Annotated in this window: 21 protein-coding genes; 10 read left to right on the top strand and 11 right to left on the bottom strand. The window is 64.4% G+C overall.

Annotated elements, in window-relative coordinates:
- Positions 1–26: 26 nt before the first annotated feature.
- Positions 27–695 (bottom strand): GMP/IMP nucleotidase, encoded by a 669-nt coding sequence (gene yrfG, locus AB5Y93_RS20265; RefSeq protein WP_368230308.1) that lies wholly within the window; start codon positions 693–695, stop codon positions 27–29.
- A gap of 147 nt (positions 696–842) precedes the next feature.
- Between yrfG and nudE the strand changes: the two genes are divergently transcribed.
- The 3 genes from nudE to AB5Y93_RS20280 all read left to right on the top strand — a co-directional run bounded on the left by nudE (position 843) and on the right by AB5Y93_RS20280 (position 3,988).
- The gene (gene nudE / locus AB5Y93_RS20270) at positions 843–1,451 is read left to right on the top strand and encodes an ADP compounds hydrolase NudE (protein WP_368230310.1); all 609 of its coding nucleotides are present in this window, start codon (positions 843–845) and stop codon (positions 1,449–1,451) included.
- A gap of 44 nt (positions 1,452–1,495) precedes the next feature.
- Positions 1,496–2,308, top strand: coding sequence for a 3'(2'),5'-bisphosphate nucleotidase CysQ (gene cysQ, locus AB5Y93_RS20275; RefSeq protein ID WP_010675709.1), 813 nt, complete (start codon positions 1,496–1,498; stop codon positions 2,306–2,308).
- A 411-nt stretch (positions 2,309–2,719) separates the two neighbouring features.
- Entirely contained in the window at positions 2,720–3,988 is a 1,269-nt protein-coding gene (locus tag AB5Y93_RS20280; RefSeq protein WP_029314815.1) for an aromatic amino acid transport family protein, read from the top strand.
- Positions 3,989–4,071: 83 nt separating this feature from the next.
- Here the strand turns inward: AB5Y93_RS20280 and AB5Y93_RS20285 are convergent, their stop codons facing one another.
- The 3 genes from AB5Y93_RS20285 to metJ form a co-directional block, all read right to left on the bottom strand.
- A complete protein-coding gene (locus tag AB5Y93_RS20285; protein ID WP_104452248.1) occupies positions 4,072–4,410 on the bottom strand; it encodes a tRNA-binding protein in 339 nt (112 codons plus the stop codon).
- Positions 4,411–4,494: 84 nt separating this feature from the next.
- The gene (locus AB5Y93_RS20290; RefSeq protein ID WP_368230394.1) at positions 4,495–5,253 is read right to left on the bottom strand and encodes a helix-turn-helix domain-containing protein; all 759 of its coding nucleotides are present in this window, start codon (positions 5,251–5,253) and stop codon (positions 4,495–4,497) included.
- A gap of 35 nt (positions 5,254–5,288) precedes the next feature.
- Positions 5,289–5,612, bottom strand: coding sequence for a met regulon transcriptional regulator MetJ (gene metJ / locus AB5Y93_RS20295; protein WP_005327165.1), 324 nt, complete (start codon positions 5,610–5,612; stop codon positions 5,289–5,291).
- A 223-nt stretch (positions 5,613–5,835) separates the two neighbouring features.
- Here metJ and metB point away from each other — a divergent pair, with 223 nt between their 5' ends.
- Both metB and AB5Y93_RS20305 read left to right on the top strand, forming a co-directional pair.
- Positions 5,836–7,014, top strand: coding sequence for a cystathionine gamma-synthase (gene metB / locus AB5Y93_RS20300; RefSeq protein ID WP_010675705.1), 1,179 nt, complete (start codon positions 5,836–5,838; stop codon positions 7,012–7,014).
- Entirely contained in the window at positions 7,014–9,467 is a 2,454-nt protein-coding gene (locus AB5Y93_RS20305) for a bifunctional aspartate kinase/homoserine dehydrogenase II (protein WP_368230312.1), read from the top strand. Before metB ends, AB5Y93_RS20305 begins: the two co-directional genes overlap by 1 nt.
- A 67-nt stretch (positions 9,468–9,534) precedes the next feature.
- Here AB5Y93_RS20305 and AB5Y93_RS20310 read toward each other — a convergent pair whose 3' ends face one another.
- Positions 9,535–10,224, bottom strand: coding sequence for an LrgB family protein (locus tag AB5Y93_RS20310; RefSeq protein WP_010675703.1), 690 nt, complete (start codon positions 10,222–10,224; stop codon positions 9,535–9,537).
- Positions 10,217–10,618 carry a CidA/LrgA family protein gene (locus AB5Y93_RS20315; RefSeq protein WP_039040574.1) on the bottom strand — a complete coding sequence of 134 codons (402 nt, stop codon included), beginning with the start codon at positions 10,616–10,618 and terminating at the stop codon, positions 10,217–10,219. The genes AB5Y93_RS20310 and AB5Y93_RS20315 overlap by 8 nt, the downstream gene beginning before the upstream one ends.
- Positions 10,619–10,746: 128 nt before the next feature.
- Between AB5Y93_RS20315 and AB5Y93_RS20320 the strand changes: the two genes are divergently transcribed.
- Positions 10,747–11,622, top strand: coding sequence for a LysR family transcriptional regulator (locus AB5Y93_RS20320; protein WP_039040573.1), 876 nt, complete (start codon positions 10,747–10,749; stop codon positions 11,620–11,622).
- 15 nt (positions 11,623–11,637) lie between these two features.
- Here the strand turns inward: AB5Y93_RS20320 and AB5Y93_RS20325 are convergent, their stop codons facing one another.
- The 3 genes from AB5Y93_RS20325 to AB5Y93_RS20335 form a co-directional block, all read right to left on the bottom strand.
- Complete coding sequence (locus AB5Y93_RS20325) at positions 11,638–12,468, bottom strand: transporter substrate-binding domain-containing protein (protein WP_368230313.1); 831 nt, start codon at positions 12,466–12,468, stop codon at positions 11,638–11,640.
- Positions 12,452–13,285, bottom strand: a complete 834-nt coding sequence (locus AB5Y93_RS20330) for a hypothetical protein (RefSeq protein ID WP_368230396.1) — start codon at positions 13,283–13,285, stop codon at positions 12,452–12,454. The genes AB5Y93_RS20325 and AB5Y93_RS20330 overlap by 17 nt, the downstream gene beginning before the upstream one ends.
- Before the next feature lie 153 nt (positions 13,286–13,438).
- Positions 13,439–14,866 (bottom strand): PLP-dependent aminotransferase family protein, encoded by a 1,428-nt coding sequence (locus AB5Y93_RS20335; protein ID WP_324046464.1) that lies wholly within the window; start codon positions 14,864–14,866, stop codon positions 13,439–13,441.
- Between the two features lie 252 nt (positions 14,867–15,118).
- Between AB5Y93_RS20335 and AB5Y93_RS20340 the strand changes: the two genes are divergently transcribed.
- Genes AB5Y93_RS20340 through AB5Y93_RS20350 form a run of 3 tightly spaced genes read left to right on the top strand, consistent with a single transcriptional unit; the run spans position 15,119 to position 16,799 of the window.
- Entirely contained in the window at positions 15,119–15,586 is a 468-nt protein-coding gene (locus tag AB5Y93_RS20340; protein ID WP_010675697.1) for an OsmC family protein, read from the top strand.
- An 18-nt stretch (positions 15,587–15,604) separates the two neighbouring features.
- The gene (locus AB5Y93_RS20345; protein WP_042878345.1) at positions 15,605–16,042 is read left to right on the top strand and encodes a rhodanese-like domain-containing protein; all 438 of its coding nucleotides are present in this window, start codon (positions 15,605–15,607) and stop codon (positions 16,040–16,042) included.
- Entirely contained in the window at positions 16,032–16,799 is a 768-nt protein-coding gene (locus tag AB5Y93_RS20350) for a GNAT family N-acetyltransferase (protein WP_368230315.1), read from the top strand. Before AB5Y93_RS20345 ends, AB5Y93_RS20350 begins: the two co-directional genes overlap by 11 nt.
- 125 nt (positions 16,800–16,924) lie before the next feature.
- Here AB5Y93_RS20350 and ybaK read toward each other — a convergent pair whose 3' ends face one another.
- Positions 16,925–17,395 carry a Cys-tRNA(Pro) deacylase gene (gene ybaK / locus AB5Y93_RS20355; protein WP_043152781.1) on the bottom strand — a complete coding sequence of 157 codons (471 nt, stop codon included), beginning with the start codon at positions 17,393–17,395 and terminating at the stop codon, positions 16,925–16,927.
- 181 nt (positions 17,396–17,576) lie between these two features.
- On the opposite strand from ybaK, the gene AB5Y93_RS20360 reads away from it, so the two are divergent.
- Positions 17,577–19,058, top strand: a complete 1,482-nt coding sequence (locus AB5Y93_RS20360; protein ID WP_368230317.1) for a diguanylate cyclase — start codon at positions 17,577–17,579, stop codon at positions 19,056–19,058.
- A gap of 166 nt (positions 19,059–19,224) precedes the next feature.
- Here the strand turns inward: AB5Y93_RS20360 and ppc are convergent, their stop codons facing one another.
- Positions 19,225–21,858, bottom strand: a complete 2,634-nt coding sequence (ppc, locus tag AB5Y93_RS20365) for a phosphoenolpyruvate carboxylase (RefSeq protein ID WP_010675692.1) — start codon at positions 21,856–21,858, stop codon at positions 19,225–19,227.
- Between the last annotated feature and the right edge of the window lie 194 nt (positions 21,859–22,052).

Here is a 22,052-nt window from a genome sequence, read left to right on the forward strand (position 1 = left end):
CCCTCGTGAAGAGGGCCTTGTGCGTGTCAGGCGCCGAGAGGGAGCAGGTCGGCGTAGTCGTCGAGCGCCGGGAAGTGCTGGAAGGTGAGCAGCGGCATCTGGCTGTCGGGGTGACGGATGCCGAGCTGGTGGGCGATGCCGAACTCGGCCGAGGCGGCCAGGATCCGCTCGCTGTCATCCACGAAGAGGGTGCGGGCCGGGTCGAAGGCCAGCCACTCGGCCAGCGCCTGCCAGCAGTGCTGGCTCTCCTTCGACCACCCGAGCTCATGGGTGCTCACCATCAGATCGAGGTGCTGGGCGAGGCCGAGGCGTGCATCCTTCACCGACAGGCTGGCGGGATGGGCATTGGTGAAGAGCACCACCTGCTTGCCGGCGGCCTTGAGCGCGGCCAGGAAGGGAATGACGTTGGGGCGCCACTGGATCTTCTCCAGGATCTCCTGTTTGAGGGCGCGGATGTCGAGCCCGAGCGTCCGGGTCCAGTAATCCACGCAGTACCAGTCGAGTGTGCCGTTGACCGCATGATAGTGGGTGTCTATCTGCGCCTTCGCCTCGGCCAGCGGCAGGCCGAGTCGCTCGGCGTAGCGCGCCGGCACCAGGGTTTGCCACAGATGGCTGTCAAAATGGAGATCGATCAGCGTGCCATCCATGTCGAGCAACACGGTATCAATCTGGTGCCAGGGCAGGGGAGTCGGCATGGGGCCTCGCGATGTCTGTGGTGATGGGAAAAACGGGGCGCATTATAACGGATTTTTCAGACATCTTTCCCCTCTTTGCCCCGTGGTGTTCGGCAGGGGAGTCGTTTACTCTTGAAACACGATTTTTTAACGAGCAGTCAGCCCCCGATGAGCGATCCCCACAAGCGCAATCCCGTCCACCTCAGTGTCGAGACCATGGCCCATGACAAGAGCAAGCCGGAGATCCTCAAGGCCGAGATCGTGGCCGAGAGCCGGCTGTTCAAGGTGGAGTCCCTTCACCTGAAATTCTCCAACGGCGAGGAGCGGGTCTATGAGCGGATGCGCGGCGGCAACCGGGGTGCCGTCATGGTGGTGCCCCTGTTCGATGCCCACACCCTGCTGCTGGTGCGCGAGTACGCGGCGGGCACCCACTCCTACGAGCTGGGTTTCCCCAAGGGATTGATAGACCCCGGTGAAAATGCCTTCGAGGCGGGCAACCGGGAGCTGATGGAGGAGGCGGGCTTCGGGGCGAGCAGCCTGACCCTGCTCAAGCAGGTGTCGCTGGCGCCGGGGTATTTCTCCAGCCGGATGGACATCTTGCTGGCGCGGGATCTCTACCCCGAGCAGCGGGTCGGTGACGAGCCCGAGCCTCTCGAGGTGATCTCCTGGCCCCTCAACCGGATCGACGAGTTGCTGGCACGACCGGACTTCACCGAGTCGCGCAGCATCAGTGCCCTGCTGCTGGCCAGCAAATGGCTGGCGGAGCAGGGAAATTAGCCCGCAGAGGGTCTGTTTGGCAATCAGAGGCAGAGGTAAGCACCATGCAGGAGTTGTTGGCCTGGATACCCGAGGTCAAGGAGATCGCCCGTGAGGCGGGCAGGATCCTTCACGAGATCTATCGCGGCGGTCAGTTCGAACGCCAGTTGAAGGAGGATGCGACCCCGGTCACCAGTGCCGATCTTGCTGCCGATGCCTACCTCAAACAGGCGCTGGCAGCGCTCACTCCCCATGTCCCCGTGCTGACCGAAGAGGCGGCCGACATCCCCTTCAGCCAGCGTGCGAACTGGCGCCAGTACTGGCTGGTGGACCCGCTGGACGGCACTGGTGAGTTCATCGCAGGCAGCGGCGATTTCGCCACCCTGATCGCCCTGGTGCGGGACAATGTCCCGGTGCTCGGGGTCATCTATGCCCCCGAATCCGATCTGCTCTACTGGGCGGTGCGTGGTCACGGCGCCTTCAAGGAGGCGAACGGCGAGAGCCGTCCCATCAGCGCCATCCATCATGAACACGATCAGCCTGACTCCCTGGTGGTGGCCATCAGCCGCCGCCAGAAACTGGAAAACCTGACCCGTCGCCTCAACCCGGCCATCCACTACGAGCTGATCCCGCTCGGCTCCAGCTCCCTCAAGTCCTGCCTGGTGGCGGAAGGCGTGGCGGATTGCTACGTGCGCCTGGGCCCCACCGGGGAGTGGGATACCGCTGCCGCCCAGTGCATCGTGGAGGCGGCAGGGGGGCGCATCCTCAGCCTGGCGCTGCAACCGCTGAGCTACAACGAGACCGAGTCGCTGGAGAACCCGGACTTCATCGTGATGGGGGACCCGGATCTCGCCTGGGGACGCATTCTGGCCCACTGACGGGTCGACCAGCTCGCAGGGAATGCAATCAGGCGACCACAGGGTCGCCTGATTGCATTGGTGTGATCCACTGGCTGGTTACGGGGATTTTAGGGAGATTCGCTAGTGATGGCGATAACGGCAGTGGATCATCACATCCAATCTGGCTGCACTGGCATAATTTTCAGTTAATTCTGAAAACATGCATTTCATCGAAACAAAAAATCGGCGTGGGTTTTAATTTTGGTTTTATATTCCTAACTTTTGGTTTGTATCAGGATTAATTGAATAATCCGGGGTGAGATTTCCTCCCAATCTCACTGGTGGAACAGGGCTTTGCCAGTGAGATCTGCCAGTCTCCCTTTTTGAGAATTAAATGCTAAAGGAGCACAATGTTTTTAGATTTTAATACTACGTAAAAGTGATTTATCGATGAGTTTATCTGCAGACGTCTCACGGGAGCTGTCCGGTTCCCCCTCCACCATGGCCAGCACCGGCTGGCGTCGCCACGACACCCATTGGGTCATCAGCCTGTTCGGTACCGCCGTCGGCGCCGGCATTCTGTTCCTGCCCATCAACCTGGGTCTGGGGGGGATCTGGCCCCTCATCATCGTCGCCGTGCTGGCCGGTCCCATGACCTTCCTGGCCCACCGCGGGCTGGCGCGTTTCGTGCTCTCGTCGTCGCGCCCCCAGGCCGACTTCACCGAGGTGGCCGAGGAGCATTTCGGCAAGATGGCCGGGCGCCTCATCTCGGCGCTCTATTTCCTCTCCATCTTCCCGATCCTGCTCATCTACGGCGTCGGGCTGACCAACACGGTGGAGAGCTTCATGGTCAACCAGCTCGGCCTGGCCTCCCCGGATCGGGTGATGCTCTCCGGCGTGCTGGTGTTCGCCATGATCGCCGTGATGCTGGCCGGCGAGAAGGCGATGCTGCGGGCCTTCGCCGTCATGGTCTACCCGTTGGCGGCTATCCTGCTGGCCCTCTCCTGCTACCTCATTCCCCAGTGGCAGTGGCCGGAAGTGACCGCCTTTGAAGGCACGAGCTTCCTCAACACCGTCTGGCTGGCGCTGCCGGTCACCGTGTTCGCCTTCAGCCACGCCGCCGCCATCTCGGGCTTTGCCAACGTGCAGCGCCGGGAATACGGGGAGCAGGCCGAAACCAAGAGCGGCCTGATCCTGCGCAACACCACCGTCATGCTGGTGGGCTTCGTGCTCTTCTTCGTCTTCTCCTGCGTGCTGAGCCTCTCCCCGGCCCAGCTGGCCGAGGCCAAGGCCCAGAACGTCTCCGTGCTCTCCTATCTCGCCAACATCACCGACAACCCGGTGATCGTGACCCTGGGGCCGCTCATCGCCTTCATCGCCATCAGCTCCTCCTTCCTCGGCCACTTCCTCGGTGCCCGCGAGAGCCTGAAAAGCCTGATCGCCAAGCCCACCGGCCTGCCGCTGGCGAAGGCGGACAAGCTCGGCATCGCCCTGATGTTCTTCGCCATCTGGGGCGCCGCCATCATCAACCCGGGGATTCTGGGGTTGATGGAGACCCTCTCCGGCCCCGTTATCGCCATGATCCTCTTCATCATGCCGGTGGTGGCCATCTACAAGGTGGAGGCGCTGGCCCGCTTCCGTCACCGCTGGGTCAACGGTTTCATCCTGCTGACCGGTGCCCTGGCGGTCTCGGCCCTGCTGTTCAGCCTGCTGAAATAAGCCAGGCCGTCAGCATCAAACAAGAGAGGCGACCCCGGGGGGCGCCTCTCTTGTTTCTGCTCTCTGGTTGCCTTGCCGTCGTCTCACCCCAGCTTGGCGCCGTTCTCCACCGCCTGCTCGGGGATGGCGATCACCACGGCGCCATCCGGGCGATAGAAGCCGGTCAGCAGAAACTCCGACTGGATGGGGCCTATCTGCTTGGGGGGAAAGTTCACCACGGCGACGATCTGGCGGCCCACCAGATCCTCCGGTCGATAGAGGTCGGTGATCTGGGCGCTGCTCTTGCGCATCCCGAGCTCGGGGCCGAAATCCGCCCACACCTTGTAGGCGGGGCGGCGCGCCTCTGGAAAGGGCTCGACCCGCACCAGGGTGCCCACCCTGAGCTCCACCATCTCGAAATCCTGCCAGCTTATGGTCTGCATCTTGGCTCCTCGTTGCTCATACCTTGCATGAGCCTCAGCATGCCTCGAATGCCCGGTGATTGTCTTCGGCAAAGAGCCGACCGATTACGGCAGGCAGCCGTTTTGCCGGCGCCAGAGGGAAGGGATCAGTCCGGTCTCGGCCAGGAAACGCTCGGCAAAGGCTCCCTGGTTCTGGTAGCCGCAGCGGCTGGCCACCTCGCCTATGGGCAGGGCGGTCTGGGCCAGCAGGGTGCGGGCCAGCGCCATGCGCCGCATCCTGAGGTAGTGGGAGACGCTCGTGCCCACCTGCTGGCGAAAGGCGTGTTTGAACTGACTCAGGCCGAGGCAGGCGATGGCGGCGAGTTCCTCGTTGGTGAGGGGGTCTGCGAGGTGGGCTTCCATATGACGCTGCACCTTGGCGATACGAGGGGCTATACGGGGAGCGGCGGCGAGGCCCATGCCGCGTCCCTCGGTCAGCAGCCCGAGCCACACCTGATCCATGCCGGCCACGTGGCGCCCCTCGGCCACCATGCGGTGCAGGAAGGCGAGGTAGTGGCGCTGGGCCTCATCCAGCTCGACGAAGGGGTGGTCCCCCAGGGCTGCCGGCAGCCAGTGGCTCTCCTGCACCAGAAACACGTGCGCCGGGTCGGCGGCGTAGTCGTGGCAAAGGCCAGGGGCGATGATGCAGGCAAAACCGGGGGCGAGGCGACATCCCCGGCCCTGCACCTCGATCTCGAGGGGACCGACGAGTGGGATCACCAGTTGGGCGTGGTCATGACTGTGGCTCTGCATGTCGCTCTGGTAGTGACGCAGGCTGAAGGGGGAGGCGGCAGATAAGCATGACGCGGCACCGGGCCGCGTCATTGAAAGGGATGCATCGTTTGCCATGGGCAGCCGCATTACTCGGCGTCGAAGTCTTCGATCTCTTTGCCAAGGGCTTCCATGATGGCGCGGGCCTCGGCGGGGACGCTGTCCGGGTGATCCTTGCGCAGGTCGTCGTCACAGGGCAGCGGCTGGCCGGTGAAGGCGTGCAGGAAGGCTTCGCAGAGCAGCTCGCTGTTGGTCGCATGACGCAGGTTGTTCACCTGGCGACGGGTGCGCTCATCGGTCAACACCTTCAGCACCTTGAGCGGGATCGAGACGGTTATCTTCTTGACCTGTTCGCTCTTCTTGCCGTGCTCTGCATAGGGGCTGACGTAGTCGCCGTTCCACTCTGTACCCATGTTCCACCTGTAGTCGTTTGGCCGTGAGCGCGGATTTTAACCCTTAAGGAATTCAATGGCAATCCAACAGCAAAGCCATTTAGACGTCTAGAAGTGTTGACGGCTTTTTTAAGGTGGCGTAGTGTGGTGCACCATGGGCCGGCAGTCCGGCCAGCGAAAATGAGAGCGGGGCTGGACGACCCACGAGGCGGACCGGCTCCGGCAACCCATCAAGGAGAGTGACATGACCCACAAGGCCACCCTGGCGGTACGCACCGGGATTGAGACAGACACGCAGCACGGTGCCGTGGTGCCCCCCATCTACCTCTCCAGCAACTACACCTTTGCCGACTTTGGCGAGCCCCGTCAATACGACTATGCCCGTTCCGGCAACCCGACCCGCACCAATCTGGCGGACGCCCTGGCGGCCCTGGAAGGGGGGGCCGGCGCCGTGGTGACCGGCACCGGCATGGGGGCCGTTCACCTGGTGACCACGGCTCTGCTCAAGGCGGGGGATCTGCTGATCGCCCCCCACGACTGCTACGGCGGTACCTGGCGTCTGTTCGAGTATCTGGCGGCCAAGGGCCACTACCAGGTGCAGTTCGTGGATCAGGGTGACGAGGTGGCGCTGGCCGCCGCGCTGGCCCAGAAACCCGCACTCGTGTGGGTGGAGACCCCCTCCAACCCGCTGCTGCGGGTGGTGGACATCGCCGCCATCGCCGAGGCCTCCCACGGGGTGGGGGCCCAGGTGGTGGTGGACAACACCTTCCTCTCCCCCTTGCTGCAACAGCCCCTGGCCCTTGGTGCCGACGTGGTGGTCCACTCCACCACCAAGTACATCAACGGCCACTCCGACGTGGTCGGGGGTGTGGCGATCGCCAAGGATCAGGCTCTGGCCGACTCCCTGGTGTGGTGGGCCAACTGCCTGGGGCTCACCTCCGGTGCCTTTGACTCCTACCTCACCCTGCGGGGCCTGCGCACCCTGGCCCCGCGCCTGCGCACCCATCAGGAGAACACGGATCGCATCCTCGCCTTCTTGCAGCAGCAGCCGTTGGTCAAGCGGATCTATCACCCCAGCCTGCCGAGCCATCCGGGCCACGACATTGCGCGCCGTCAACAGTCCGGCTTTGGCGCCATGCTAAGTTTTGAGCTCGATTGCAACGAGACGGGGCTGCGCGCCTTCCTCGCGGGACTGCGCCTCTTCTCGGTGGCGGAGTCCCTCGGCGGTGTGGAGAGTCTGGTGGCCCATCCGGCCAGCATGACCCACAGGGCCATGACCCCTGCGGCCCAGCAGGCGGCGGGTATCAGTGCCCAGTTGCTGCGCCTGTCGGTGGGGATCGAACACGGTGAGGATCTGGTGGCCGATCTGGCCCAGGGGTTTGAACAGGCGCAGTTGGCACAACAGGCAGAGCAGGTGAAGTAATGGAACAACAACAAGGAGAGTGTGTGGTGGCAACAGAGGCAGTCTTCAAGCGGCGCCATGTACACAAGTTCGGCGGCAGCAGCCTGGCGGATCCGGTCTGTTATCGCCGGGTCGCCAGCATCGTCGAGCAACAGGTGGGGGGCAACGAGCTGGTGGTGGTCTCCGCCGCGGGCAAGACCACCAACCGGCTGATCCAACTGGTGGAGCTGGCGGAAGCGGGGGATGAGGCCGCAGGCGAAGCCATCACCGCCCTGCACGCCTATCAGCAGAGCCTGATCGACGGCCTGCTGGAAGGGGAGCTTCACCTCGATCTGAGCCAGCAACTGACGGGCGACATGCAGCTGATCGCCAAGACCCTGGAGGGGCAGTTTGACCGCTTCGAGCGCAACGGCCTGCTCGCCTTTGGCGAGGTGTGGTCCGCCCGTCTGCTGGCTGCCCTGCTCACCAGCCGGGGTGAGGCGGCCGCCTGGCTCGATGCTCGCAGCTTCCTGCGCGCAGAAGACGGCGCCCTCATCAAGGTGGATACCGCCCTCTCCAGCGAGCTGCTCAAGGCCCGCCTGGCCGAGCACGCCGGTCGCATCGTGGTGACCGGCTTCATTGCCGCCGACATGGAGGGGCGTTCCCTGCTGCTGGGACGCAACGGCTCCGACTACAGTGCCAGCCTCCTGGCGGCGCTGGCGGACGGGGAGTCCACCACCATCTGGAGCGACGTGGCCGGGGTCTACAGTGCCGACCCGCGCAGGGTGAAAGAGGCGCGTCTGCTGGAGCGCCTGAGCCTGGCCGAGGCCAACGAGCTGGCGCGCCTGGGCTCCTCGGTGCTGCATTCGCGTACCCTGCAGCCGGTGGCCGACAGCCGCCAGCGCCTCACCCTGCGCTGCAGCTACAATCCGGACGAAGGCTGCACCCACATCCTGCGCCGTGCGCCCCGCTCCGGCGGTGCCCGCATCGTCTCCTCGGTGGATCAGATAGCCCTCATCGAGCTCAAGGTGTTGCCGCAGACTGACTTTGAGCAGACAGTGGCGGCCATCGAGGCCCATCTGGCCCGCCATCGCCTCCATCCGCTCACCCTGCAGCGCCAGCCGGATCGGCGGGTCCTGCGTCTGGCCTACACCCTGGAGGTGGCACAAGGGGCCTTCGAGGTGCTCCGTGACTTCCAGTTGCAGGGCAACTTTACCGGCCTCATCCAGAAGGAGGGATTCAGCCTGGTCGCCCTGGTGGGGGCCGGCGTCACCGACAACGCCGAGCAGTGCCACCGCTTCTACCAATTGCTGGCGGATCAGCCTCTGGAGTTCGTGCAGGTGGCCAAAGACGGCCTGAGCCTGGTGGCCGTTCTGCGCCAGATCGTGCTGGAGCCGCTGCTCATTGCTCTGCACAGTGCCCTGTTCAGCCGCCCGACCCGGGTCGGACTGGTGGTGTTCGGCAAGGGCAATATCGGCGGTCACTGGCTGGGGCTCTACGCCCGCGAGAAGGCGCGCCTCGAGCATGAGCTCAATCTGGCGCTCACCCTCTACGGGGTCTTTGACTCCAAGGGCGGGCTGCTGGACGAAGAGGGGCTGGATCCCCTCAAGGTACAGGACAACTTCAATCCCAAGCCGCTCATCTGGCCGGAGCTGCTCTCCCAGCTGGAGCAGCACAGTTTTGACTCCCTGATCGCGCTCGACATGACCGCCAGCGAGACGGTGAGCCGCTACTACCCGGACTTTGCCCAGCTCGGCATCCACATCATCGCCGCCAACAAGTTTGCCGGTGCCGCCGACAGCGAGTTCTACCAGCGTATCAAGCAGACCTGCCGCGACCACCAGGTGCAGTGGCGCTACAACGCCACCGTGGGGGCCGGGCTGCCCATCCAGTCCAGCATCCAGATGCTGCGCCAGAGCGGTGACCGCATCCAGGGGGTCTCCGGCATCTTCTCCGGCACCCTCTCCTGGCTGTTCCAGCAGTATGACGGCTCTCGCCCCTTCTCCGAACTGGTGGACGAGGCGTGGCAACACGGCCTGACCGAGCCGGATCCCCGGGAGGATCTCTCCGGTCAGGATGTGCGCCGCAAGCTGCTCATCCTGGCGCGGGAGGCGGGCTTCGAGCTCGACTCCGCCGACATCGAGCTGGAGAACCTGGTACCGGTGGCCCTGCGCAAGGTGACTGCGGATCAGTTCATGGACAGGCTCAAGGAGCTGGATGACCCTATCCAGACCGCCTTCGAGGGGGCGCGCCGGGTCGGCAAGGTGCTGCGCTATGTCGCCCGATTCGAACACGACGGCAAGGCCCGCGTCGGGCTGGAGGCGCTGGAGCCCCATCACCCGTTTGCCAACCTCTTGCCCTGCGACAACGTGTTCGCCATCGAGAGCGATAGCTATCGCACCAACCCCCTGGTGATCCAGGGGCCGGGAGCGGGCCGGGAAGTGACGGCCGCCGCCATCCAGTACGATCTCTGGCAGATCTGCGCCAGCCTCTGAGGCTGCGTGACACGATGCAATGAGAAGAGGCGCCCCAGGGCGCCTCTTCTGTTATCGGGTGGCGGAGTTACCAGAACAGCCGGCCCAGGAGGGGGGCGAGCAGCACGGTGGCCATGCCGGCGATCATCATCACCATGCTGGAGACCACCCCCTCCTCGTTGCCCATCTGATAGGCCCTGGCTGTCCCGGCCCCGTGGGCCGAGGCACCAAAGCCCGCGCCCTTGCCGAGGCGGCTGCGGATGGCGAGCACGGTGAGCACGCTTTCTCCCACCGCCATGCCGATGACGCCGGTCAGCACCACGAACAGGGCGGTGAGATCGGCGTTGCCACCCACGGAACGGGTCGCCTCCACCGCGAAGGGGGTGGTGATGGATCTCATGGCCATGCTGCGCTGCAACAGCTCGGAGAGGTTGAGCCAGCGGGCCAGCAGCACTGTGCTGCCCACCGCCATCACCACGGACGCCACGACCCCGACCGAGAGGGAGAGCCAGTGGCGGCGCATCAGCTGGCGATTCTCGTAGACGGGCACCGCGAAGGCGACGGTGGCAGGGCCCAGCAGCCAGAGCAGCCAGTGGGATTCGGCCATGTAGTCCCGGTAGGGAATGTGGAACAACATCACCACGGCCACCAGCAGGGTGGGGGCCAGCAGCAGCGGCATCAGGGGCAGGATGCGCTTTTTGCCATAGAGCCACTTGCTGGCGTAGTAGAAGAGCAGGGTCAGGGCGAAGCAGAGCAGGCCGAGCAGGGTGTCAGACATGGCGGCGACTCCGGCGGGCCAGCTTCAGCTCGAGGCGATAGACCCTGTCCACCACCAGCGCCGTGGTGCCGAGCACCAGCACGGTGCTGACGATCAGGACCACCATGATGCGCCACCCCTCCTGCAGCAGCAGCTCCTGATAGTTGACCACGGCCACCACGGCGGGGACGAAGAAGAGCAGCATCTCCGCCAGCAGCCAGCGGGCCCCGGCACTGAACCACTGGGCTTTGACCACTCCGAGCAGGATGCAGACCAGCAGCAGCAACATGCCGGTGAGGTTGGCGGGCAGGGGCAGGTGCAAGGTGCGCACTGCGATGTCGGCCAGCAACCAGATGGCCGCCAGCAGGGCAATTTGGAAGGGGGTTTGCAACCAGCGAAGGCAGAGGGTTTTCATGGCAAGCGTCTTTCTGTGAACCTGCTCACAGTATAGAGAGGGACCAAACCTGCAAAAAATGAATTTAAATTATCAAAATCATGCCAAAGAGGCATGATTTAGCCAGCCATCCCCGTCAAGAGAGCATCATGGATATTCGAGCCCTGCGTTACTTCGTCGAGTTGGTGCGGGAGCAGAGCTTCACCCGCGCCTCCGAGAAGCTGTTCGTCACCCAGCCCACCATCAGCAAAATGATCCGCAACATGGAAGAGGAGCTGGGCCAGCCCCTGCTGAGCCGGGTCGGCCGCCGCTTCACCCTGACCGACAGCGGCCAGGTGCTGTTCAATCGGGCCCAGACCATCCTGGCGGAGATGCAGCAGCTGGAGGCGGAGCTGGCGGATCTGCAGAGCCTGCAATCCGGGCGTCTTGCCCTCGGCATCCCGCCCATGGTGGGCCATGTCTATGCGGATCTCATCCGTACCTATCGCAGCCGCTACCCCGGTGTGGAGCTCTCCATCGTCGAATATGGCGGGCGGCGCATCGAGCAGGCGGTGCTGGCGGGGGAGCTGGATCTCGCCATCACCATGCTGCCGACCAGGGAAGAGGGGGCTCTCTGCGCCCTGGATCTGGACAGTTACCCCATCCGGGTGGTGCTGCCGGACCTGCCCCGCTGGCGCGAGGGGGGCGAGATCCGGCTGGAGGCTCTGCGGGACGAACCCTTCCTGCTCTATACCCAGGCCTTCACCCTGAGCGAGCGGCTGGAGCAGGCCTGCGAGCAAGCCGGGTTCGTGCCCCAGGTGGCGGCCCGCAGCAGCCAGTGGGACTTCCTCACCGCCATGGTGCGAAGCGGCATGGGGGTCGCTTTTCTGCCGGAGCCCATCTGCCGGCGGCTGACGCCGGATGGGCTGGTGTTGCGCCCTCTGGCCCCGGCGCTGAGCTGGCGGCTCGGGGTGATCTGGCCAGGGGATCGCTACCTCTCCCGCACCGCCGAGGCCTGGCTTGCCCTGTGCCGCGAACAGGGCTGAGGGGTGGGTTCTGAGTTACAGGGTCCCCGGTGGAATCATGTCTGCGATGAAGCGGGCATAGGCTGCGGAGTGTCGCACCTCCTCAATCTCGTCCCACACCTGTTGGCTGAGATCGGGGTGGGCCTGATGGAAGGGGTGGGAGAAGATGAGGTAGTAGGGTTTTTCAACCAGGGGAGGGGTGATCCGCTCGAGTGTGGCCTGCAGCTGCGGGTGGGCGGCCAGGGTCCGTTCTGCGACCCCGGTTTGCAGGGCGGCGGCAACGGCGCGCTGCATCGCGACCTTCTTGAGCAGGATCAGTGGCTCCCTGCTGGAGTCATCCACCCTGACACCGCTCTCCTGCAGCTGGGCGACGATGGAGAAACCGGACTGCGCCGCAATGACGCCATGGACGACGAGCTGGCGGCCATCCCAGCGAACCTGTCCGCCTTTTGGCTGGTAGAGGCTGTAGCTCTCGGTGAGCAGGCGCTTGGCGGGATCAGGTGCCCCGTGTCGCATGGGATAGACCCCTATGGTGCGAGCACGCTCTTCGCTGTAGCTCAGCTTGACGGCGGCATCGAGCTGGCCCTGGCTGACGAGGGAGAGGCAGCGTTTCCAGGGAAGGGGGGTGAGAATGATGGGGTGCCCGATCCGGTTTGCCACCTCCTTGAGGTGGAACTGCACTATCCCCTCGCCGGACATCAGCAACCAGGGAGGCGAATCGCTGTTCTCCATGCAGGCACGAATGCTGCCGGGGGCGGCCATGACGCAGGTCGGCAGCAACCAGAGCAGCAGCGCCAGGCAGAGAGTGCGCAAGGGGAGCCTGCCTGACAGGGGAGAACCGGCGAGCCAGTCAGGGAGCGATGCCAAAGTCATCCCTCATCGGGTCATAGAGATAGGAGCGGTAGTCGGTGCTCTCGTCGGGCAACTGCGGGTTGGTCAGCCGGAAGATCTGGCGTGAATCGAGCCGGGCAAAGACCAGGGAAGGCTGGAAATGATGGCGCCAGAGGCGCTGCAGGGAGCCATCTTTCCAGGCCAGTTGCAGGCCGCGCAAAAGGCGCTCGCGCTCCTTACTGTAGGTGGCGTGGCTGTAGAGGGAGTGGATGAGCGGATAGAAGATGGCGACATGGCTATCCACGGTCAGCCCCGGCAGGCCGGGTCTGTGGTTTTTCCACTCGCTCAATATCTCGTTGGCACCACGGCAGAAGAGATCGATCCGGCCACGGGCCACCAGGCGAAACAGTGACTCATAGTTATCCACCTCCTGCACCCTGAAGCCGTTGTAGCGCAGGATGTCGGCATCCCGCCAGCCGGTGCCCACCCCTTGCGTGAACTGCTGCAACTGGGACAGGGTGTGAACCCCGGCCAGGGCCTGGGCACGGGCGCTGCCGACAAAACAGACCCGGTAGCCGAGCACACCCAGATCGATGGGGAAGGGGACCAGGGTGACGCCGGGTTGAGGGATCTCCTGGGGCCAGCTGTCGACGATGAAGAGGGCATTCTTGCCCGGCGTTTGCACTTCGAGCCGCATCCTTGCCTTGTTCATCCTGATGGCGTCGAGCAGTTCATAGTCGCCGTAATCGGGCCGTGTTTTCTCCAGCGCCAGCCGCATTGCCGCCCGGTAATAATTCATGCGGACATCCTGTTGGGTTTCCCCGGTGATCAGGGTGAAGCGGGTGGCCGCCATCGTGAGGGACGGGAGGGAGAGGGCGAGCAAAAGGAGCAGGATTCGATGCATCTTGACCGGGTTCGGCAACGGGATTGTGCCCAGTATAGACGGGCCATACCCGTCGACACAGCGCTATCAGGCTCTGGCAGATCTGACCTCTTGAGAAGGGGGTCATGCGGATTTCATCAAGAGACCCAGGCGACGACATAGCTGACGCAGCGTCTGGTTGTCGAGGCAGCCAAAGCCGAGCAGCCACCCTTCCAGCGTCGGCGGGCCCAGGTAGAACTGGCCCAGATGGCGCAGCCCCAGCCCGCAGGCGTTGGCGGCATCGGTCCAGCGCACCTCTCCACCGGGGGGCAGCAGCACGGCGCACTGCAGGCCGGCACCGCTGTGGATGGGGGTGAGCCCCGGGCAGTGCTCGGCCAGTTCCGCCAGCAGCAGATCCCGTCTGCTCTGGTAGAGGAGGCGGCTCTGGCGCAGGTGGGTGGCGAAGTGCCCGCCCCGGATGAAGTCTGCCGTGACCGCTTGCTGCAACTGGTTGCTGTGGCCGTCGACGGCGGCCCGGGCGCGGCAGAAGGAGTCCATCAGCGGCCTGGGCAGCACCAGGTAGGCGAGGCGCAGCGAGCCGAACAGCACCTTGCTGAAGGTGCCCACATAGATCACCCGCCCCTGGCCGTCGAGCCCCTGCAGGGCGGGCAGGGGACGCTGATCATACTGGTACTCCCCGTCGTAATCGTCCTCCAGGATCCAGGCGCCGTGACGCTCTGCCTCGGCCAGCAGCGCCATGCGGCGGGGCAGGCTCATGGGGACGCCAAGGGGATACTGGTGTGCCGGGGTGCAGTAGATGAGGCGAGGTGCCGGGTGAACCCCATGAGGGTTGAGCCCCTCTTCATCCACCGGCACCGGATGTACCCGGGCACCGGCGCTCTCCATGGCGGTGCGAGCCCCGGGATAACCGGGGTCTTCCACCCAGACGGTGTCACCGGCATCGATGAGCAACTGGGTCGCCAGCAGGATCCCCTGCTGGGAGCTGGTGAGGATCAGGATCTGATCCGGCTCGCACACCACGCCGCGTGACTGCACCAGATAGCTGCTGATGGCGGCGCGAAGTTCCCCAAGCCCCTGGGGATCCCCGTAGTTCATCCAGTCGCTGGCGCGCTGGCGCCACTGTTGCTGCATCAGCCGACCCCAGAGTGCCTGGGGGAAGAGACGGGGATCCGGCTGGCTGGAAGCAAAGGTGGTGCCCACCTCGGGCACGTCGTGACAGGCGCCACCCAGGGCCATCTCCTGGCCGCGACGGGAGAGGCCAGCCGCTGACTGGGGCGGGCGCGGCGCGGGGCGCACCGCCGCCAGGGCGACAAAGCTGCCGGCGCCCACCTTGCGCACCAGATACCCCTCCGCCTCAAGCCGGCCATAGGCCAGTTCCACCGTGCTGCGGGAGATCCCGAGATCCCGGGCCAGGAGACGGCTGGCGGGTAGGCGGCTGTGCAGGGGCAGGTGGCCCGCCAGGATGGCCTCGCGCAGGGTACGCACCAGTTGTTCGTGCAGGGGCAGATCCCCTTGCTGCTGGCTGGCGAAGAGCGTTGGCAGAACGGTCATGGTGTGCTCCCGTTGGCTCGGGGGTTGCACCTCTTTCGAGGCAGGGAGCCTGCCCGCAGGGCATGGCGCGGCAGTGGGGCTGGCGACCGACGGGCAGAGCGGGTGGGGTGGATGGTCATGGTGGCGGCTCGATGAAATTGGTCTGCCCATATTGGCAAAATTGGTCGGCGTGGCAAGGCCATTTTGTCGCTACATTGGTGGTCACAGGGTGGCGCCAGCAGGCGGCACGGATTGGCAACACAAGGAGTCTGCATGTCGGAATACAGTGCCACCATCAGTTGGCAGCGGGGGGAGCATGAGCCCTTCGTCGATCAGCGTTACAGCCGGGCCCATGAGTGGGCGTTTGATGGCGGGGTCAGGGTGCCGGCCTCCTCCTCTCCCCATGTGGTGCCGCTGCCTTACTCGGTGGCGGAACATGTGGACCCGGAAGAGGCGTTTGTGGCGGCCCTGTCCAGTTGCCACATGCTCACCTTCCTCTGGTTGGCGGCGAAGGCGGGCTATCGGGTAGAGAGCTACCGGGACGAAGCGGTCGGCATCATGGCGAAAAACGGACAAGGTCGCCTCGCCATGACCCGGGTCACCCTGCGTCCCAGGGTGATCTTCGGGGGAGAGCAGGAGCCCGCCCTGGCGGATCTGGAGCAGTTGCACCACCAGGCCCATGAGGAGTGCTTCATCGCCAACTCGGTCAACACCGTCGTCACCACAGAGATCGTCATCTAGTCATCAGGAGCGTTCAGGATGAGTCATGTATTGAGCACAGGGGTGGCAGGGGCCGCCGAAGCCAGCGCCTTTTTCGAGGCCCAGCTGAAGTTTCGTACCGATCCGGCGGATCTGGCCGCCGATCTGCTGGCCGGGGCGGCGGGGATCGTGGTCATCGATACCCGCTCCCCCGCACACTATGCCGAGGGGCACATTCCCGGCGCCATCTCCTTCCCCCACAGGACCATGACGGCGTCGACCACGGCGGTACTGGACCGGAACCTGGTGTATGTCTGCTATTGCGACGGCATCGGCTGCAATGGTTCGACCCAGGGGGCCTACAAGCTGGCGTCCCTCGGGTTTGAGGTCAAGGAGCTGATAGGGGGCCTGCACTGGTGGCGTCAGGACGGTTTCGCCGTCGCCACGGGCAGCGAGCCCGGAGTGCTGCTGGAAGGGGGAATTGCCTGTGCCTGTTGAACGTTGCAATGAGGGGGGCTATGCCTCCCTGTCCGGCGCCGCCCTTTTCAACGACTTTGGGCAGCCTCTGGGGCGTGCGCTGCCAGAATGGCGCGGCGCCGAGTTCCCTCCCCACCGCGCACTGCATGGCTGGGGCTGTCGTCTCGAGCCCCTTGATCCCGAGCGCCACCTGGGGGATCTGTGGCAGGCGTTCGGTGCCGACAGCGGGGCCATGTGGACTTACCTGACCAGCGGCCCTTTCGCGGACGAGACCGCCATGGAGGTCTGGCTGCGGGAGGTCGCCACCAAGCGGGATCCCCAGTTCTACGGCATCATCGACGAGGGGAGCGGACGGGCGCTGGGACTGGCGAGCTACCTGCGCATCGATCCCCTGGCGGGCAGCATCGAGGTGGGCTGGCTGCATTTCTCCCCCGCCATGCAGCAGTCACGGCTGGCGACGGCGGCCATGGTGTTGATGATGGCCAATGCCTTTGCTCTGGGATACCGTCGCTACGAGTGGAAGTGCAATGCCCTGAACCTGCCTTCGCGCCAGGCGGCCCTGCGCCTGGGCTTTCACTATGAGGGGACCTTCCGTCAGGCGCGGGTGGACAAGGGACACAACCGGGATACGGCCTGGTTCTCCGTCATCGACAGCGAGTGGCCCGCCCTGAAAGGGTGCTTCGAGCGCTGGCTGGAGGACGGCAACTTCGACCATGCCGGGCGTCAGCGTCGCCAGCTCTCCGAACTGACCGCCGCCTGCCGCTCTGCGGCGTGCTGAGGGCGACAGATCACCCGCGGGGACGGGGCGGTTTCCGGTCGGGTTCCTTGGGCGCTTCGCCCGCAAGGCGCCAGATCCGACATCCAGACGCAAGAGGCGCCAGTCATGGCGCCTCTTTTGTTTGTTCAGTCGTGATGATCGCCGATGGGGGCCGCAATCCAGTTCATCAGCCGGACCATGTCCCCGGGGGCCACGCCGACCGAGAGCCCCCGCTTGCCACCGCTCACCAGGATCTCGTCGAAGGCCATGGCGGAGTCGTCCAGCACGGTGGGCAGCAGCTTCTTCTGGGCCAGGGGACTGATGCCGCCCACCTTGTAGCCGGTCAGCTTTTCGGCTTCCGCCGGCTTCATCATCTCCACCTTCTTGAGCCCGGTTGCCTTGGCGAGCTGCTTGAGGCTGCACATGCCCGAGGAGGGCACGATGGCCACCACCGCCTGCTTGTCGTGATGGGCGAGCAGGGTCTTGAACACCTGCGCCTGGGGCAGACCCAGCTGGGTAGCGGCATGCTTGCCGAAGTCGTCGTGGGCTTCGCACTCGTAGGGGTAGAGCCTGTGGGGGATCTTGAGCTTTTTCAGCAAGTTGATGGCGGGTGTCATGGGGTCTCCTCGAACCGTGGCAAGGCCAGACAGTCTGCGCCCGGGAGCAGGATGTGGCAAGAACCAGTCTTCACACCCAATCGGGGCCTGTGTTAGCGTAACCGGGTGCCGGATCCTATGATTTGGGCACTTGTCCCCGCATTCCAATGCAATGCGCCGGCGATCGAAAGGAATCGTAGCCATGAATACCACAGCACTTTGCGCTCGCGATATCGACGCGATGGATCGATATGAGACCCTCGCCAGGCTGACCGCCCTTGATCGGGCCTATGGCATGGTCGAGTTCGATCTCGATGGTCGCATGGTGTCGGTCAATCCCCTGTTTTGCGACATGCTGGGTTATCCCCCCGAAGCGCTGTTGGGCCAGTCCCATCTCATGCTCTTGCCGCCGGATCTGCAGGCCGAGCATGATCTCTTCTGGCAGAGGGTATTGGGTGGCGAGATCCAGTCGGGGGAGTTTCGCCGGGTCAGGCAAGGTGGCAACCCCCTCTGGCTCCATGCCACCTACATGCCCGTGACCGACGAGGCAGGCATCCTGCTGGGGGTGGTCAAGCTGGCGCACGACATTACCTCGGCTGTGATGGCCAAGCGGCGGGTCGAGCAGCAGAGCCAGCTGTTTGACATCGTGGTGGCCGCTCACCAGAGTTTTCTGCTCGATCGCAATCTCGGCTCCGCCTGCGACACCGTCTTCGAGCGGCTGCTGAGCGTGAGCGAAAGCTCCTATGGTTTCATCGGCATCATCCAGTACGAGGATGGTCGCCCCAGTCTCTATGTCCCCTCCATCTCCAATGTCTCCTGGGATGAGGCGACCCATGCCTGGTATGAGCAGCAGCGCCAGAGCCGGGGCGGGCTCATCTTCAGCAAGCTCGACAACCTGTTTGGGCACGTGGTGACCCACAATACCCTGGTGTGCTGCAACGATCTGCCGAGCCATCCAGCCAGTCGCGGTGTCTCCCCCCGTGGTCATCCACACCTGGAGAGCTTCCTCGGCATTCCCATCCGCCACAAGGGAGAGGCGATCGGCATGATCGCCCTGGCCAACCGCCCGGGTGGCTTTGACGAGACCCATGTCAGCCTGCTCGAGCCCCTCACCACGGCCCTTGGCACCCTTATCCACGCCCGCAACCTGGAGGATGAGCGCAGCCGCATGGAGCGGGTGCTGCGCTTCAACGCCGAGCACGACTTCTTGACCAAGCTGCCCAACCGCAGCAGCTTTTTCCAGCAGGCAAACGTGTTGCTGGATCACGTCCAGCACCATCCCGCCGAAGGGGAGGCCTGCTGCCTGGCCTTGATAGATATCGACTTCTTCAAACAAATCAATGATGTATATGGACATCTTGCCGGAGATGCCGTGCTGGCGTCGCTGGCGGGGCTCCTGATGCAGGCGGTGCGCAGCAAGGATCTGGTGGCGCGATTTGGCGGGGAGGAGTTCATCCTGCTGCTGCGGGGCACGACCCTGGAGGAGGCCCACACCATCATGGAGCGCATCCGTCGCCAGGTGGAGCAGCACACCTTCCTGTACCAGCACCAGGCGATCACCGTCACCATCAGCGTGGGGCTCACGCCCTATCAGATGAGTTACAGGCGCATGGATGACTGGCTTCAGTGCGTGGACCAGCGACTTTACGAGGCAAAACGTCGGGGTCGCAACCAGGTCTCCTGATGAGAGGCTATATCGCGAAATAAAACAGGGCACCATCATGGCGCCCTGTTTGTTGTGGATGTTTTTTTCCCTTAGAGGGGGCTGTTCTGGCGGGAATATCGGGATCCCCGTGCCCGGCAGAGACGAAAAAGGGCGCTGAGGCGCCCTTGTTTGCAACGGTCCGGGATCAGCCGGTGTTGCGCATGCCGGCGGCGATGCCGGCGATGGTGACCATCAGCGCCTGGTCCAGCTCGGGGTGCAGGGTCTCCGGGTGGTTGCGGGAGCGATTGAGCAGCTCGGCCTGCAGCACGTTGAGCGGGTCGGTGTAGGGGTTGCGCAGCTTGATGGACTCCTTGATCCAGGGCTGATCGTCCAGCAGGTCGCCCTGCGGGCGCAGTTTCAGCACCACCTCGATGGAGTCGGCAAGCTCCTGACGCAGCTGCTTGCCGAGTGCCCACAGGTTCTCCGGCACCAGGCGGGTGTCATAGTATTCCGCCAGCCAGAGGTCGGCCTTGAGGAACACCATCTCCAGCATTTCGAGACGGGTGCGGAAGAAGGGCCACTGGCGGCTCATCTCGTCCAGCACGCTCTTCTGGCCGTCGTCGATGGCCTGTTGCAACCCCTTGTGGGCGCCGAGCCAGGCCGGCAGCATCAGCCGGTTCTGGGTCCAGGCGAAGATCCAGGGGATGGCGCGCAGGCTCTCGACACCGCCGTTGGGCTTGCGCTTGGCGGGGCGGGAACCGAGCGGCAGCTTGCCGAGCTCCATCTCCGGGGTGGCAGCACGGAAGTAAGGCACGAAGTCCGGGTGACCGCGCACGATACTGCGGTAGTGATCGCAGGAGACAGACGCCAGCTGCTCCATCACGGCGCGCCAGCTCTCTTTCGGCTTGGGCGGCGGCAGCAGGTTCCCCTCCAGCACGGCGCTGGTGTAGAGGTTCAGGCTCTGAATGGCCACCTTCGGCAGGCCGAACTTGAAGCGGATCATCTCCCCCTGTTCGGTGACCCGCAGGCCGCCGCGCAGGGATCCCGGGGGTTGGGAGAGGATCGCCTGATGGGCGGGGGCGCCGCCACGGCCGACGGTACCGCCGCGGCCATGGAACAGGGTGAGGCGGATGTTGTTGGCTTCAGCCAGCGCCACCAGGGATTCCATGGCTGCGTACTGGGCCCAGCCAGCGGCCATCATGCCCGCATCCTTGGCGGAGTCGGAGTAGCCGATCATCACGTACTGACGGCCCTGGATGTAACCGCGATACCAGTCCACCGACAGCAGGCGTTCCATCACGGCGGTGCCCGCCATCAGGTCTTCCTGGGTCTCGAACAGCGGGGCAACCGGCATGCGGAACTTGCAGCCAGCTTCCTTCAGCAACAGCTGGACCGCCAAGACATCGGACGGGGCACCGGCCATGGAGATGATGTAGATGCCGAACGCATCGGGGTCGTGCTGGGCGATGACGCGACAGGTGTCGATGGTCTCGCGGGTCTCGGCACTGGGATCCCAGTCGCTCGGGATGAGGGGGCGGCGGGAGTTCAGCTCGCGCAGCAGGAAGGCCTGCTTGTCCTCTTCGCTCCACTCGGCGTAGTCGCCCACACCCAGGTAGCGGGTCAGCTCGGAGAAGACCTGGCCGTGACGCTCGCCATCCTGACGGATGTCCAGCTTGACCAGGTGGATGCCGAAGCAGGCCAGCTTGCGCAGCACGTCCAGCAGCATGCCGTCGGCGATGTTGCCCATGCCGCAGGCGTGCAGGGAGTGGTAGCAGAGCTCCAGGGGCTCGCGCAGCTGGGCGGTGCTCTTGACCAGATCCCGGCTCTCGCTCGCCTGGCCCTGTACCTTGGCGGTCAGGTACTCCTGGGTCTCGCGCAGCTGCTCGCGCAGCTCACGCACCAGGGCGCGATAGGGTTCCGGGTTATCACCGACCCGGGCACGCACGGCGTCGGTGCAATCGGCCATGGAGAGCTCGGAGGTAAGCTCCTTGATGTCCTTGTAGAACAGGCTCACCGCCATCCAGCGGCCCAGCTCCAGCACTTCGGCGGTCACCTTGGCGGTGACGAAGGGGTTGCCGTCGCGGTCACCGCCCATCCAGGAGGTGAACTTGACCGGCGCGGCGTCCAGCGGCAGCCGCACACCCAGATGGTGTTGCAGGCGCTCGTCCAGATTGCGCATGAATTCGGGGATGGCCGGCCACAGGCTGTTTTCCACCACGGCGAAGCCCCACTTGGCTTCGTCCACCGGGGTCGGGCGCTGTTCGCGGATCTCGTTGGTGTGCCAGGCCTGGTTGACCAGTTGCTCGATGCGACTCTGGATCTTGTCCCGCTCGCGGGGCAGCAGATCGGAGAGTTCCAGGGCCTCGAGGCAGTCGTTGAGCTGCACGTGCTTGTGGATCAGGGTACGACGGGTCACCTCGGTGGGGTGAGCGGTCAGCACCAGATCTATGTCCAGCTCGCGCACGGCCTGGATGATGGCCTCCTGGGACAGGTTGGAGGCTTTCAGCTTGTCGAACATCTGCTCCAGCGGGTCCGGGGTGCAGACCTGCTCTTCGCAGCGACGGGAGATGGTGTGGAACTGCTCCGCCACGTTCGCCAGGTTGAGGAACTGGCTGAAGGCACGGGCCACGGGCAGCAGTTCGTCATCGGAGAGGGTACGCAGGGTGTCGAGCAGGCGCTCTCTGTCTGCCTCGTTTCCCTTGCGGGAAGACTTGGCCAGTTGGCGAATGGTCTCAATCTTGTCGAGGAAGGCCTGCCCCTGATGATCCTTGATGGATTTACCCAGCAGTTGGCCCAACATGCCTACGTTGGCCCGTAGTGCGGCGTACTTTTCGTTCATTCCACATCCTTATTTTGTTGGTGCCTCCTGACCTTCCAGGCGGGAGGCGACCTCACTTATTGTTGTGCGATTACAACATATGCTCCGTCATCTTAGGGGGACAATCTACCCAGATTGTCTGCGCAAGGTCAAATAACAAGCCGATTCAGAACATGTATTTCCCTCACCTGTCCCAAGGCGCCTGTCATGTAACT

The organism is Aeromonas sp. R10-1 (assembly GCF_040908465.1).
GTDB lineage: Bacteria > Pseudomonadota > Gammaproteobacteria > Enterobacterales > Aeromonadaceae > Aeromonas > Aeromonas caviae.